The sequence below is a fragment of the Pseudomonas sp. RV120224-01b genome, assembly GCF_003208145.1.
Taxonomy (GTDB): domain Bacteria; phylum Pseudomonadota; class Gammaproteobacteria; order Pseudomonadales; family Pseudomonadaceae; genus Aquipseudomonas; species Aquipseudomonas monteilii.
This window is the reverse complement of the sequence record NZ_QKMQ01000008.1, coordinates 170,335-185,070: the sequence shown is the minus strand read 5'-3', so window position 1 is coordinate 185,070 and position 14,736 is coordinate 170,335. Positions and strand designations below refer to the sequence as shown.

Annotated in this window: 12 protein-coding genes; 6 read left to right on the top strand and 6 right to left on the bottom strand. The window is 62.5% G+C overall.

Annotated features, from left to right (window positions below; translation table 11 throughout):
* Positions 1–133: 133 nt before the first annotated feature.
* Entirely contained in the window at positions 134–394 is a 261-nt protein-coding gene (locus N436_RS14805; protein WP_060500762.1) for a DUF2798 domain-containing protein, read from the bottom strand.
* A 113-nt stretch (positions 395–507) separates the two neighbouring features.
* On the opposite strand from N436_RS14805, the gene N436_RS14800 reads away from it, so the two are divergent.
* Entirely contained in the window at positions 508–1,437 is a 930-nt protein-coding gene (locus N436_RS14800) for a LysR family transcriptional regulator (protein ID WP_110741419.1), read from the top strand.
* A 42-nt stretch (positions 1,438–1,479) separates the two neighbouring features.
* Here the strand turns inward: N436_RS14800 and N436_RS14795 are convergent, their stop codons facing one another.
* From N436_RS14795 to N436_RS14785, 3 genes are all read right to left on the bottom strand, one after another.
* The gene (locus N436_RS14795) at positions 1,480–2,745 is read right to left on the bottom strand and encodes an OmpP1/FadL family transporter (RefSeq protein ID WP_016715485.1); all 1,266 of its coding nucleotides are present in this window, start codon (positions 2,743–2,745) and stop codon (positions 1,480–1,482) included.
* A gap of 147 nt (positions 2,746–2,892) precedes the next feature.
* The gene (locus tag N436_RS14790) at positions 2,893–3,375 is read right to left on the bottom strand and encodes a hypothetical protein (protein WP_060500756.1); all 483 of its coding nucleotides are present in this window, start codon (positions 3,373–3,375) and stop codon (positions 2,893–2,895) included.
* Between the two features lie 249 nt (positions 3,376–3,624).
* On the bottom strand, positions 3,625–3,849 hold the full coding sequence (locus N436_RS14785; RefSeq protein ID WP_016715487.1) for a hypothetical protein: 225 nt from the start codon (positions 3,847–3,849) through the stop codon (positions 3,625–3,627).
* Between the two features lie 949 nt (positions 3,850–4,798).
* Between N436_RS14785 and N436_RS14780 the strand changes: the two genes are divergently transcribed.
* Positions 4,799–5,212 carry a tetratricopeptide repeat protein gene (locus N436_RS14780; protein WP_060500754.1) on the top strand — a complete coding sequence of 138 codons (414 nt, stop codon included), beginning with the start codon at positions 4,799–4,801 and terminating at the stop codon, positions 5,210–5,212.
* A 193-nt stretch (positions 5,213–5,405) separates the two neighbouring features.
* Positions 5,406–6,776 carry a DNA recombination protein RmuC gene (rmuC, locus tag N436_RS14775; protein ID WP_164525269.1) on the top strand — a complete coding sequence of 457 codons (1,371 nt, stop codon included), beginning with the start codon at positions 5,406–5,408 and terminating at the stop codon, positions 6,774–6,776.
* Here the strand turns inward: rmuC and N436_RS14770 are convergent.
* Entirely contained in the window at positions 6,748–10,221 is a 3,474-nt protein-coding gene (locus N436_RS14770) for a hybrid sensor histidine kinase/response regulator (RefSeq protein ID WP_105945933.1), read from the bottom strand. The genes rmuC and N436_RS14770 overlap by 29 nt on opposite strands.
* A gap of 125 nt (positions 10,222–10,346) precedes the next feature.
* Positions 10,347–11,522, bottom strand: coding sequence for an MFS transporter (locus tag N436_RS14765; protein ID WP_105945934.1), 1,176 nt, complete (start codon positions 11,520–11,522; stop codon positions 10,347–10,349).
* Between the two features lie 153 nt (positions 11,523–11,675).
* On the opposite strand from N436_RS14765, the gene N436_RS14760 reads away from it, so the two are divergent.
* The 3 genes from N436_RS14760 (at position 11,676) to N436_RS14750 (ending at position 14,637) form a co-directional block, all read left to right on the top strand.
* Positions 11,676–12,407, top strand: a complete 732-nt coding sequence (locus tag N436_RS14760; RefSeq protein WP_105945935.1) for a GntR family transcriptional regulator — start codon at positions 11,676–11,678, stop codon at positions 12,405–12,407.
* A 97-nt stretch (positions 12,408–12,504) separates the two neighbouring features.
* Complete coding sequence (locus N436_RS14755) at positions 12,505–13,779, top strand: MFS transporter (protein ID WP_105945936.1); 1,275 nt, start codon at positions 12,505–12,507, stop codon at positions 13,777–13,779.
* Between the two features lie 24 nt (positions 13,780–13,803).
* Entirely contained in the window at positions 13,804–14,637 is an 834-nt protein-coding gene (locus tag N436_RS14750; RefSeq protein WP_110741418.1) for an amidohydrolase, read from the top strand.
* Positions 14,638–14,736 lie beyond the last annotated feature (99 nt).

Here is a 14,736-nt window from a genome sequence, read left to right as displayed (position 1 = left end):
ATCAAGATCAAGATCAAGATCAAGATCAAGATCAAGATCAAGATCAAGATCAAGATCAAGATCAAGATCAAGATCAAGATCAAGATCAAGATCAACGTCAAGAGCGGGGAGTGCGTCTGGTTCTCGGGCTACTTCAATTCGCATGCACCGTAATCGCCACCAGCCTTACCACCACCGGCCTCACCATCAACACACATACAAACGCCACCGGCATTGCCAATTGATAGGCCTTCAGCACATTGCTCAGGTACTCCGGGTTAACTCCGGCATTGGCCGCAGTGATCACGAAGCACATCAGCAGTGCCATGATCGACGACATGTAAAAGGCGAAAACGTAAGGCGTGGCGCCCGGGTGTAACTTGCGTCGGCTGCGCGACTGGGACAGGTTGCTCATGCGAACTCCTGAAAGGTGAGTGGAGGCGCAGGTTAGCAATGCATCCTCCTGCACCTGTAGACCCGCAGGATTGAGTTCTTTATAAAGAGATTCTTACGAATCCAAGGGCTCACATGGACCTGCTCAACGCCATCCGCAGTTTCATCAAGGTTGTCGAAGCCGGCAGCATTGCCGCTGGTGCCCGCAATCTGGGGCTCAGCCCGGCAGCAGTCAGCCAGAACCTGGCTCGGCTGGAGAGCCACTTGCAGGTGCGACTGCTCAGCCGTACCACACGCAGCATGGCTGTGACCCCCGCTGGCGCCCAGTATTACGAGCGTGTGAAGCACATCGAGCGTGACCTGGCGCTGGCCGAACAGGCGGTCACCACCCCGGACAGCGAGCCCCAGGGGCGGCTGTGCATTGCCTCGACTTCCGCCTTCGGTCGCCACGTGCTGGCGCCGCTGATACCTGCCTTCAGTGCCCGCTACCCATTGCTTTCGATAGAGTTGATAACGACTGATCGCCGGGTGAACCATGCCCGTGAAGACGTCGACGTGAGCCTGCGGATTGCCCCTCAGCTGGAAGACCAGCTAATGGCCCGGCACATTGCCCGTATCCCGTTCATCTGCTGCGCCTCACCCGGTTACCTGCAAAGCGCCGGCGTACCCGTCACGCCTGAGGCCCTGCGCGAGCACCGCTGCCTGGTGTTTCGCTATCCGGTGGACGGGCGCTTTCTGCGTTGGGGCTTCATGCGCGACGGCCTGCGCTTCGAGGCGGAATTCGGCAGCGTATTGATCAGCGATGACATCGATGCCCTGACCCAGATGGCCCTGCACGACGGTGGCATCACCCGCCTGGCCGAGTTCATCGTGCGGCCACACCTGGCCTCCGGCACGCTGGTGCCCTTGTTTGAATACAGCGACAACGGCCAAGCCTACGCCCAGACCGAGCCAATGGATATCTACCTGTGCCTGGCTGACCGTTTCGCCATGACCACCAAGGTACGTGTGTTCATGGATTATCTGCGCGAGTGCCTGGGTGACAGTTGGCAGGTGCAGGCATGAAAAAACCGCCACGAGGGCGGTTTTTTGTGTGGCGCGTACGAATCAGAAGCGGTAGGTGAGCGAAGCACCGATACCGTGGGCGCTGTTCTCGTACTTGGCCTGGTAGCTGCCTTTGGTTGCGCTTACCTGATTGACCTTGGTGTCTTCTTCCCACAGGTAGGAATAGGCCACGTCGATGGTCATGTCGTCGTTCGGGCTCCAGCCGGCACCCAGGCTGAACACTTTGCGGTCGCCGGTCGGGATGCGTGGCGAGCGGTCGTGGTTGTTGGTCGGCGACTGGTCGACGGTGAAGCCGGTACGCAGTACCCACTCCTTGTTGACCTTGTACGACGCACCAATGGCGTGGGCCCAGGTGTCATGCCAGTTCTGTTCTTCGGTGATGGTCTGGAACGCCGAACCTGCCAGTGGGGCCGGCACATCGTTCTGCACGGTGATGTCTTTCAGGCGGCTCCAGCGGGTCCAGGTGCTACCTGCGTACAGGGTCCACTGGTCGTCCAGCTCATGGGTAACCGAAAGGTCGACAGACTCGGGCGTCTTGATCTTCAGGCTGGCGTCGAACTTGTTGCCGTTGAATGGCCCGATCAGCGGCGTGCTGACGCGGGTCTTGCCTTCGAGTTTGTAGTCGACCATCGAGTGGTAGGTAAGGCCGACGCGGGTGCGGTCGGTGGCTTGTACCAGGATGCCGATGTTGTAGCCAACGGCGGTATCGTCGCCCTTGATCTTCACTTCGCCATCGTTACGGCCAGGCGTGAACGGGTTGATCAGGCTTGAGCCCAGCTCACCCTTGATGCGGTTGATGGTAGGGCCGAAGCCGATCGAGACCTTGTCGTTGAAGGCATAGCTGACAGTCGGCTGGAAGGTGACAACCTCGACGTGGCTCTTCTTGCCCCAGTAGCGTGCGGCGTCATCGCTGCCGTAGTCGGTTACCAGGCCGAAGGGTACGTAAACACCGAAACCGACGCTCCAGTGGTCGTCGATCGGCTTGACGTAGTAACCCATCGGTACGCCAACGAAAGGCACCATGTCACCATCGGTTTCCCCCCCGAGGTTGCTGCCCCGGCCCGAGATATCGGACTTGGCGATGACGGCAGCGCCGCCCACGGTGAATTGTTCGCGTTTGAGGCGGGACATGCCTGCCGGGTTGCCAAACACGGTGCTGGCATCTTCGGCAGAAGAAGAACGTCCCGCGAAACCTGTCCCCATGCTGCTGATGCTCTGTTCGTTGAGCGCGAAGCCGCTGGCGAGCAGTTGGCTGGAAGCAAGAGCAACGGCTACGCCGAGGGAGGTTTTGAGCATTACTTTTTTCATTATTAGAAAACTCCTTGGGATCTCCGGGGCGAAAAGCTACCAACAAATCACGCGCCGCGCCATAGCCTCAATCGCAGAAGATAGAGCGGTTTTGTAGGACAATCCGACCAAAATTCCCTTTTTTCCGGTAATGTTGTAGGACGTGTCTTAAGATGCCTGTGGCAATCTCTGATCTATGCAGGTGTGCCAGGCTGAGGTGAAGTCGCGCAGGCGACCTTGGGGGTTGAATACCTGTCGCCAGATGCGTGCCAGCGCCAACAGGTCATCTGCGGCGGGCAGCGTTGTGGCCTGTTCTTCGACGAGCATCCAGGCAATGGCGGTGGAGTAGCGCAGGTTGACGGTGAGCTCCAGGTGCGGCCCGCCAAGGAAGGCGTGCTGGCTGGCCAGGCCGCGGACCAGGCTGGCCAGGTCGGGATCACGGGCCAGGTAGTCGTCCCAGAGCGCCTGATGGCGGTGTTCGCCAATGCGGTAAAGGCCGTGCCCACGTCGGTCGTGCAGAGCGGACCCGAGTGCCGATTGGCTGGCGGCGATGCCCAGCAACAAGGCCTCGGCGCTGGCGCAGTGACGGTTCAGGTAGACCAGGGTGGGTCGGATCACATACTGACACAATTCATTCGCCGCGATACCCATGATGCCCTCGAGCAGATAAGGGCCGGACGGGCGCTGGAGCTTGGCAGCTGGTGAATGATCAGGCCCGCCGGAAGCGGCAAGGACCGCTCGAGTTGAAGTGTAGTGTGATAATCGTGGTGTAAAGAGCTGTTTTTAAATCGTTTGCTGCCTGACGTACCGGGCTATATGCCCTAAGGCAATTACGCCGGGAACGTTCAGGCAGACTGGCGATGGGGAGATTCAGCGCTTGAATACCGCAGTATTCGCCGCTCACGCGGTAAGCGATTGGCGAGTACGGGCAATGACCGCCTGCAGCGGCTCGCTACGGCTGTACTGTTCAGGGTACAGGCGCTCGGTGTGGCAGGCGACGCCGTGTTCGTCTACCAGGGTGAAGCTGAAGCTGCCCTTGCGTGGGGCAACGATAAGGCACTTCAACGGCGAGAAGGCCTGGGAGAGGGTGCCAATGGCAGCCTGAATTTGATGATGAGTATGCATATTGTTGGAGGTTCCTGCTTTAAACACGGGGGTTATGATCCGTGCATGATAGAAACGTTCCAGTGACGCCTTTATTAAGGGACGAACGAACCTGACTGGAACAGGGCAGCCAGAGGGGGCGCAATCAAAGGTGGGCGCTTGGGCTGACTGGTAGGTACTTCGGAAGGCAGGCAGCACGCCGGGGCCAAGGTTCTAGGCCGTCGGGGTGGAATCCTGATCAATCTGTCACGTGATTCGTGCTTGAGCAGCCTGAGGCTGGCGAGGGAATCATCGATTGGGCCGGTCCTGCTTTCAGCAGCGCCACTCTTGGGAGGAGGGGGTTGCAAGGACGCTTGCGGCCAGAATTGACTTTCAGCTTGGTACTAACGAGGCGCACCTTACTGGAAATTCAGGCGCTTGGCAAGCACTACGTTCGTTCAGGTTAGCCGCGCAGTATGGCGCGTATTTGCGTTGCTGTGAAGAGGGGGCAAATGGCCCGTATCCAGGCTGATGTGCCCATTTCGTGCACTCGAATGGAGGTTTATGGTGCACTTGTTCACATTCGGGGCAGTGGTTGTAACAGCCCGGCAACACGCATCGACAGCCTCGCCAATGCCTTGACTGCGCGGTTAAGTCAATGAAAAAAAACACTATTTTTAGCTGGTGAAAAAATCGTCAGTTTGACACAAAGCCCCAATTCACGGGGCTTTGCGGGGTGTGCAAGGGGGTTGTCCACCGAGTTATCCACAGGAACTGTGGATTGTCCCGAGCGCTTGCTCTAGGACGGGCGTGCTAGCAAAGGCGTGAACTGTCCGACAATCGACATGCCTCGACAGACTGCTTGGTCATCCCCTCGAAAACGTCAAGAAAAGATCATTTAAATTTTTTTCAATTCTCCAGAAATCGACAGGCCGGGGCGGAAAAAAAAGAGTAGAGTGGCGCGCCTTTCGAGTTGCCAAACCTGTTACTCATGAAGTTCCGCAGCAAACACCTCGCCAGCCCCGCGGCATCGACGCCTCCCCCCAAACGCTTTTCGCTTAAAGTTGCCTTGTGGTTGCTCGACAGCCCGCGCCTGGGTGACAAGCCCCAGGTCAAGCACTTGGCCGGGCGCCTGCTGAAACAGCCGGCGCGCCAGGGCGTGGTGGTCGCACAAAGCCGCCTGGGGCAGATGCTGTGCCGTGATTGCGGCAATGCCCGTGACCGGCGGATTGGCCATGAACTGCTGCGTCAGGCCGCCCGTGCCGGGGATCGTCGGGCGCAACTGGAGTACGCGCGGTTGTGCCAGCACAGCGAGCCTGAGCAGGCGCGGTACTGGCTGGAACTGGCGGCGGGGCAGGGGTCACAGGAGGCGCGGCGGTTGCTGCGCCAGTGGTTCTCGGGCTGAGCACTCGGGCTGCAACAGGCAACACGCCCGCCGGGCTGATAAGCTGCGCATCAATCATCCAGGATCGTTCGGGGTAAGCATGACAGTGGATCTGGCCAGCATTCTGCTGGGCTTGGTGGCAGGCGCGTTACCTTGCCTGGGGTGGGTCATGCAGGTGCAGCGCCGCCAGGGCGCGCGGCAAGGTGAGCAGGCGTTGCTTGAAGAACGCCTCAACGCCGCCCAGCTGGCACAGGCTGGCCTGCAAGCGCAGCTGGAGGCCAGCCGCGACGAAGTCAGCGACCTCAGCGAAGCCAACACCGTCAAGCAGACCCAACTGGCCGCCCAGGGCCGTGAGCTGGAACTGTTGCAAGTCGACCGCGACAATGCCCGCGATGCCGCCCACGCCTGGAGCCTGGAGCGCGCCAACCGGGAGGCCGAACTGCGCCGCCTAGAGGCCCAGACCGCACGCCTGGAGGCCGAGCTGCGCGAGCAGCAGGAAAGCCATCAGCAGCGCCTCGAAGACCTGCAGGAAGCTCGCGATACCCTGCGTGCCCAGTTCGCCGACATGGCCACCAAGATCTTCGACGAGCGCGAGCAGCGCTTCGCCCAGACCAGCCAGCAGCATCTGGGCCAGTTGCTCGACCCGCTCAAGGAGCGTATTCATGCCTTCGAAAAGCGCGTGGAAGAAAGCTACCAGCAAGAGGCCCGCGAGCGCTTCTCGCTAGGCAAGGAGCTGGAGCGCCTGCAACAGCTCAACCTGCGCTTGTCGGACGAGGCCACCAACCTCACTCAGGCCTTGAAGGGCCAGAAAACCCAAGGCAACTGGGGTGAGCTGATTCTTGAGCGGGTGCTGGAGCATGCGGGCCTGGAAAAGGGCCGCGAGTACCAGACCCAGGTCAGCCTGAAGAGTGCCGACGGCGAGCGTTTTCAGCCTGATGTGCTGATCATGCTGCCCGGCGACAAGCAGGTGGTGGTGGACGCCAAAGTCAGCCTCACGGCGTACCAGCAGTTCGTCGCCGGCAACGACGAGGCCGCGCTCAAGCAGCACGTGCAGTCGCTGCGCAGCCACGTCAAAGGCCTGTCGAGCAAGGATTACAATCGCCTCGAAGGCCTGCACAGCCTGGATTTCGTGCTGCTGTTCGTGCCCATCGAGGCGGCCTTCTCGGCAGCCTTGCAGGCTGAGCCCAACCTGTTCCAGGAAGCATTCGACCGGCAAATCGTGATTGTCAGCCCCACCACCTTGCTGGCGACCCTGCGGGTAATCGACAGCCTGTGGAAACAGGAGCGCCAAGGCCAGAACGCCCGCGAGATTGCCGAGCGCGCCGGTTGGCTGTACGACAAGTTCGTGTTGTTCATCCAGGACCTGGACGAGCTGGGCAGCCGCCTGCAGCAGGTGGACAAGGCCTATGCCGCTGCCCGCAACAAATTGTGTGAAGGGCGCGGCAACCTGGTCAGCCGCAGCGAACAGCTGAAACTGCTGGGCGCCCGTGCCAGCAAGAGCCTGCCGGCAGACTTGCTGGAGCGGGCGCTGTCCGACGAGGTGCCGGATGCAGCGGTTACTGAACCAGGCTCAGATGGCGGTTGAGCATGGCGCGCAGGGCCGCCGGCTTGACCGGCTTGGCCAGGTAGTCCAGGCCTGATGCATGGACCATGGCGATGGTTTCCTTGCTGCCGTCGGCACTGATCACCACCCCTGGCACCGGTTCACCCAGGCGCGCGCGTAGCCAGCCCATCAGCCCGATGCCGGTCTCGCCGTCATCCAGGTGGTAGTCCACCAATGCCAGGTGCGGGCGCATGCCCTTGGCCAGCAGGGCCTCGCATTCGGCCTGGTTACGCGCGGTCCATACCTGGCAACCCCATCGGCTGAGCAGGCTGTTCATGCCGATCAGGATGCTGTCTTCGTTGTCCACGCACAGCACCTGCAGCCCGGCCAGCGGTTGGCCACCCTGTTCCACCGGGGCGCTCGGCGCCGGTGCCGGCTGACGGGCAATCGGCACGCAGACCCGGAACACCGTGCCTTTGCCCGGCCATGAGCGCACTTCCAGCGGGTGCCCCAGCACCCGGCACAGGCCGTCGGCAATCGCCAGGCCCAGGCCCAGGCCTTTTTCGGCGCGGGTCTGGTGGCTGTCCAGGCGTTTGAACTCCTGGAAGATCACCTGCAGCTTGTCGTCGGCAATGCCCGGCCCGCGGTCCCACACTTCCAGCCACAGGCGTTCGCCCTGGCGGCGCGCGCCCAGCAGGATCGGGCTCTTGCCATAACGCAGGGCATTGGTGAGGAAGTTCTGCAGTACCCGCCGCAGCAGCTTCATGTCGCTGTCCACCCGCAGGCGGCTGCCACGCAGGCGGAACTCCAGGCCTTTCTCGGCCGCCAGTACTTTGAATTCTGCCCCTAGGGTGTCGAACAGTTCGTTGAGGGCAAAGGGCTTGGCATCCGGAGTGATCTTGCCGTTTTCCAGGCGCGAGATGTCCAGCAGGTCGCTGATCAGCTCTTCGGCCGAGCGCAGCGAACTGTCCATGTGCTGCACCAACTGCTGGGCCTCTTCGTTCATGCCCTCGGCCTGCTGCGACAAGGCGGCGGAGAACAGCCGGGCGGCGTTAAGCGGCTGCATCAGGTCATGGCTGACCGCAGCCAGGAAGCGGGTCTTGGACTGGCTCACCGCTTCGGCATGGCTCTTGGCTTCCGACAGCGCCTGGTTGAGCTGCGACAGCTCTTGGGTGCGCTCTGCCACCCTTTGCTCCAAACCTTCGTTGGAATCGCGCAGGGCCTGCTCGGCCTCGCGGAACGGGGTGATGTCGGTGAAGCTCATGACAAAGCCGCCGCCTGGCATCGGGTTGCCGATCAGCTCGATCACCCGGCCATTGGGGAACAGCCGTTCGGAGGAATGCGCGCGGCCCTGGCGCATCCAGTGCAGGCGCCGCGCCACATGCACTTGCGCTTCGCCCGGGCCGCACAGACCGCGCTCGGCGTTGTAGCGGATGATGTCGGCAATGGGCCGGCCCACGCTGATCAGGCCGTCGGGGTAGTTGAACAGCTCCAGGTAGCGCCGGTTCCAGGCCACCAGGTGCAGGTTCTGGTCGACCACGCTGATGCCCTGGTTGATGTTCTCGATGGCGCCTTGCAGCAGGGCGCGGTTGAACTGCAGCACTTCGCTGGCTTCGTCGGCGATGCGCACCACATCCTCCAGCTGCATGTCGCGGCCTTCGATGGCGGCCTTGACCACGGCGCGGGTCGACGAGGTGCCCAGTACCCCGGCCAGCAGGCGTTCAGTGTGCTCGATCCAGTCGCCGTCGGCGTTCTGGTTGGGGTTGAAGCCCTTGCCCTGGCGGTAGGCGAAGCGGATGAAACTCTGGCGTGCACGCTCGTCACCCACAAAGCGCGAGGCGAGGGTCAGCAGGTCGTCGATCTGCACCGCCAGCAGCGGCTTGCTGCTGGGCCGCGCGGTTTGCTGGCCAATGAAGCGGCCGGCCTGCCAGTGCTCGGACACCCGCGTGCGCGAAAGCACCGAGACCCAGGCAAACAGGGTGAAGTTGCCCGCCAGTGACAACACCACGCCCTGGGTCAGCGGGCTGATTGGCAGGTTCAGCGGGTTGCCGTGCAGCCACGCCAGCCCCGGGAACAGTTGCAGCGACCAGCCGAGGCTATGGGCGGCAATCGGCAGCACCAGGGTGTAGAACCACAGGAAGATACCCGCGGCCAGGCCGGCGAACACGCCGCGGCGGTTGGCCTGCTTCCAGTACAGCGCACCAAGCATGGCCGGGGTGAGCTGGGTCACGGCGGCGAAGGCGATCTGGCCGATGGTCGCAAGGCTCGCGGTGGACCCCAGCAATCGGTAGCTGACGTAGGCCAGCAACAGGATCACCACGATGGTTACCCGGCGCACCGAGAGCATCCAGTGGCGGAACGCCTCGAACGGCCGCTCGGCGTTGTTGCGGCGCAGCAGCCAGGGCAGCAGCATGTCGTTGGACACCATGGTAGACAGCGCTACGGCTTCGACGATGACCATGCCGGTGGCCGCCGAAGCGCCGCCAATGAACGCCAACAGGGCCAGGCTCGGGTGCGCCTCGGCCAGTGGCAGGCTGATGACGAACGAGTCGGAAATCACCGTGCCCGGCAGCAACATCTGCCCGGCCAGGGCAATCGGCACCACGAACAGCGCGGCCAGTGCCAGGTACATCGGGAACACCCAGCGCGCCAGGCGCATGTCCTGGGGTTCGATGTTCTCTACCACGGTGACATGGAACTGCCGCGGCAGGCAGATGATCGCCATCATCGCCACGGCGGTTTGCACCACCATTGATGGCCAGTTGATGGTCTCCTGCCAATAGTCCTGCAAGTGGATCGACTGGCGGGCCTGGCTGAACAGGTCGTCGAAGCCGTCATACAGGTTGAAGACGATGAAAATGCCCACCGCGAGGAAGGCCAGCAGCTTGATCAGCGATTCGAAGGCAATCGCCAACACCATGCCGCGGTGGTGTTCGGTCACATCCAGGCTGCGCGTACCGAACACAATGGCGAACAGCGCCAGCACCAGCGACACCACCAGTGCGGTGTCCTGCACGCGGGTGCCGGTGGCATCGGCGTTGGCGCCGATCAGCAGGTTCACGCCCAGCACGATGCCTTTGAGCTGCAAGGCGATGTATGGCAGCACACCGACCAGGCAGATCAGCGCCACCACTACCGCCAGGGATTGCGACTTGCCGTAGCGGGCGGCGATGAAGTCGGCGATCGAGGTGATGTTCTGCTGCTTGCTGATCAGCACCATCTTCTGCAGCACCCAGGGCGCGAAGATCAGCAGCAATACAGGGCCCAGGTAGATCGGCAGGAACGCCCAGAGCTGTTCGGCAGCCTGGCCGACCGCACCGAAGAAGGTCCAGCTGGTGCAGTACACGGCCAGTGACAGGCTGTACACCCAGGCACGCAGTTTCGGCGGCAACGGCGTGCTGCGGCGGTCGCCATAGAAGGCGATGGCGAACATGACGGCCATATAGGCCAGGGCGACCACGGCGATCAGCCCGCTGGACAACGACATGAAGACTCCGAAGCAAAAAAGATAACGCGGTCCCGATCAATCAGTCTGGCACGCAGGTGCCGCTTCGTCAGCGCAGACGATGGTTGTAGGCGTGAGCTTGCTCGCGATTGACCTGAAACAACACATCAATCTTTTCGGGTACCCAACCCGTAAAACACCCCCGCCAGTATCACCGACAATACCAACAGGTAGAAGATCGCCCCCGGCCACAGGTGTACCAGGGCAAACCCCACCATCACCGGCCCCAGTGCCGCGCCAAGGTTGGACAGGTTCTGCGCGCCGTAATACACCCCGCGCAAGTGCTCCGGCGCAATCAGGTCGATGAACATGTACTCGGCGGGGATCACGATGATTTCGCCCAGGGTGAACACCAGCATCGCCAGGCACCATGCCAGCACCGAGCCTGCCGACGCAAAGCCCAGCAGCCCGGCGATGAACAGGGCCATGCCGGCCAGCAACCAGGGCATCAGGCGCTGGCGGCTGATACGCCGGCCAATCAGGTACTGCAGGGCAATCACCGTTACGGCGTTGGTGGTCACCAGATAGCCCACCAGGCGCGCCGCCTCGGTCGGGCTGCTGGTGACGACCAGGTACTGCGACAGGTAGGCCGTGAACTGGCCAAACACCACCGCACTCAACACCCCGCCCAACGTGAAACACACCAGCCGGCGGTCACGCGCCAGCCCTAGCGCCACTTGGCCGAAACCCGCCGCAGGCTTGTCTGCACTTGCCTGCAGGCTGCGGTCGCCCAAGCGCCAGTAGGCCAGGCACATGGCCAGCCCAAGCAGGGCAGAGGCGATGAATGGCATGTGGTCGTTCAGCTCCAGCATGGCCACGCCCAGTAGCGGGCCGGCGGCGTAACCAACGTTGCTCAGGGTGTACTTGATGGCGAACACTTCGGCCCGTTCCTCTACCGGCAGCAGGGCGCAGAAGCCGGCCTTGGCGGCGATGTCGACCACCGCAAGGGCCAGGTTGATCAGTACCAGGCACAGGAAGAACAGCAACGCTGAACGGCTGGCGACCGCGCCGACGAAGGCCAGGGCGAACAACAGGGTGCTGGCGCTGACCAGGGTGTGGTTGCGCAAGGTGTCGACCAAGTGGCCGCCATACAGGCTCAGCAGCGAGGCGATGATCAGCGCGCCACCGATCAGCAAGCCGATCTGGCTTATCGGCAACTGGAAGTTGTCGGCCAGGTACACCACCAGGTAGGGCAGGGTAAGGGCACGGGCGACGGTGAGGGTAAAGGTGGTGAGCAGCAGCAGGCGCACGGTGTGCGGGTAGCGTTTGATGGCGGCGAGCATTGCCACGTCCTTGTTGTTCTGGTTTTCCCGGCCACAAGCATAAGCCAGGCATTGTGTCTGGCGACAGGCGGAGGATTGACAGCCCGCCACCCGCGGGGAATACTCTGGCAAAATTCATATATATGTTTAGATAACAAGACGAGAGCGAGACCCATGCACCCATTGACCGGTGATGCTCGACTGCCCCGCTACCAACAATTGCGCGACCACATGGTCGAGCAGATTGCCAATAACCGCTGGCGCCCGGGCGAGGCAATCCCGACCGAAGCGGCCCTGGCCAGCGAATTCGACATGTCGGTCGGCACCGTGCGCAAGGCCGTGGATGTGCTGGTCGCCGAAGGCGTGCTGGAACGCCAGCAGGGTCGCGGCACCTTCATCCGCCGCCCGCAGTTCCAGTCTTCGCTGTTCCGCTTCTTCCGTTTTGAGGCCGCCAATGGCGAGCGTGTGGTGCCAGAAAGCCGCATCCTGTCCATCGAGCCGCTCGCAGCGCCATCGGCGGTGGCCGAGGCCTTGGGCCTGGCGGCGGGCGCCGAAGTAATCCGCATCATCCGTACCCGTCTGCTGGGTGCCCAGCCCGTCCTGGCCGAAGAAATCTGGCTGCCGCGCCAGACCTTCCAGCCATTGCTGGACGTGGAGCTGAACAGCAAGGGGCCGCTGCTGTACCCGATCTATGAAGCACTGTGCGGCCAGGTGGTCGCCTACGCCGAAGAGACCCTGACCGCCGAAGCGGTCGACGCAGTGCATGGCCGCTTGCTGCAACTGCCAGCCGACAGCCCGGTGGTGGTGATCGAGCGTCTGGCCCGTGACTACGCCGGCAAGCCCCTGGAATGGCGCCGCTCGCGCGGCCATGCGCAGCACTTCCGCTACCGCATCGATATCCGCTAAGCCGGCCGCTTCACCCGTTTTACCCGTCTGCGCCGTGCTGCCACGGCGCAGTGGCTTCGCCTGCCCGTAACACACACGACCAAGAAGGATAAAAATCATGTTCAGCTGGTATCGCCAGATCACCTCACGGGAACGCAAGACGTTCTGGGCCTGCTTCGGCGGTTGGTCGCTTGATGCGCTGGAAGTGCAGATGTTCGGCCTGGCCATCCCCGCGCTGATCGCTGCCTTCTCCCTGACCAAGGGCGATGCCGGCCTGATCAGCGGCCTGACCCTGGTGACCTCGGCGATTGGCGGCTGGCTGGGTGGCACCTTGTCCGACCGCTACGGTCGCGTGCGTACCTTGCAATGGATGATTCTCTGGTTCTCCTTCTTCACCTTCCTTTCGGCGTTCGTCACCGGCTTCTACCCGCTGCTGTTCGTCAAGGCCATGCAAGGCTTCGGCATTGGTGGTGAATGGGCGGCTGGCGCGGTGCTGATGGCCGAAACCATCAACCCGAAATACCGTGGCAAGGTCATGGGCACGGTGCAAAGCGCCTGGGCCGTGGGGTGGGGCCTGGCGGTGGCGCTGTTCACGCTGATCTACTCGCTGGTGCCGCAGGAGTTCGCCTGGCGGGTGATGTTCTTTGTCGGCCTGTTGCCATCGCTGTTGATCATCTGGGTACGCCGCAACGTGCCAGAGCCGGACAGCTTTCAGCGCCTGCAAAAAGAAAAGGCCATCCCCGCCAGCTTCCTGCAATCGATGGCTGGCATCTTCCGCCCGGAACTGCTGCGCGTGACCCTGCTCGGCGGTTTGCTCGGCCTGGGTGCCCACGGTGGCTACCACGCGGTGATGACCTGGCTGCCGACCTTCCTCAAGACCGAACGCAACCTCTCGGTGCTGAACTCGGGCGGCTATCTGGCGGTGATCATCCTGGCGTTCTGGTGTGGTTGCGTGGTCAGCGGCCTTTTGATCGACCGCATCGGTCGGCGCAAGAACATTCTGCTGTTCGCCCTGTGCTGTGTGCTGACCGTGCAGGCTTATGTGTTCTTCCCGCTGACCAACACGCAAATGCTGTTCCTCGGCTTCCCGCTGGGCTTCTTCGCCGCCGGTATCCCGGCCAGCCTGGGCGCGTTCTTCAATGAACTGTACCCGGCCGATGTGCGCGGTGCCGGGGTGGGCTTCTGCTACAACTTCGGCCGCGTGCTGTCGGCGGTGTTTCCGTTCCTGGTCGGCCACATGAGTGAGTCGATGTCGCTGGGCAGTGCCATCGGCATCGACGCCGGCATTGCCTATGGCGTGGCGGTGATCGCCGCCCTCTGCCTGCCGGAAACCCGTGGTCGCAACCTTGAATCTGCACCTGCGCCGGAAATGGCTGGCGCTGTCACCAAGTAACTTCACCTTGTTTGTATGAGAACCATGCCCGACGCTCCTGCTTTGCACCTGACCGCCATCGACACCCACGCCCACGTATTCAGCCGCGGGCTGAACCTGGCCAGCGAGCGGCGTTACGCGCCCAGCTACGATGCGCCGCTGGGCGACTATCTGGGCCAGCTGCTGGCCCATGGTTTCAGCCATGGCGTGCTGGTTCAGCCCAGCTTCCTGGGGACCGATAACCGCTACTTGCTCAGCGCCCTGCAAACGGTGCCGGGGCAGCTGCGCGGGGTGGTGATGCTGGAGCAGGACGTCGAACGTGAGACGCTGGACGAGATGGCCCGGCTAGGCGTGAGGGGTGTGCGCCTGAACCTCATGGGCCAGGCGTTGCCCGACCTCGCCGGTGCCCAGTGGCGGCCCTTGCTGGAGCGTATTGGCGAGCAGGGCTGGCACCTGGAGCTGCACCGCCATGTGGCGGACATTCCAGCGCTGGTGCGGGCGCTTGAGCCTTATGGGCTGGACATCGTGGTCGATCATTTCGGCCGGCCTGATGCCCGCCGTGGTCTGGGGCAACCGGGGTTTGCCGAGTTACTGACCCTGGGTGGGCGGGGCAAGGTATGGGTGAAGGTATCGGGCATTTATCGGCTGGAAGGCTCGCCGGAACAGAACCTCGCCTTCGCCCGGCAGGCGCTGTGCGCGCTGGAAGCGCATTACGGCGCCGAGCGGCTTATGTGGGGCAGTGACTGGCCGCATACCCAGCATGAGTCGGCGGTGGGTTTCAGTACGGCTTTGGAACAGTTTGAGGCCCTGGGTTGTTCGGCGGAGTTGCGCCGGGCGCTGTTGGTGGATACAGCGCGAGCGTTGTTCGGCTTCGAATGATGGGCTGTTTCTGAGGCGACCTGGTCATTGTGGGCGTGAAGGCGCTTGCCAGTGCACGCATTTCCCATGCAGATTTGTGGCCTGACGCGCCCGGCGCGC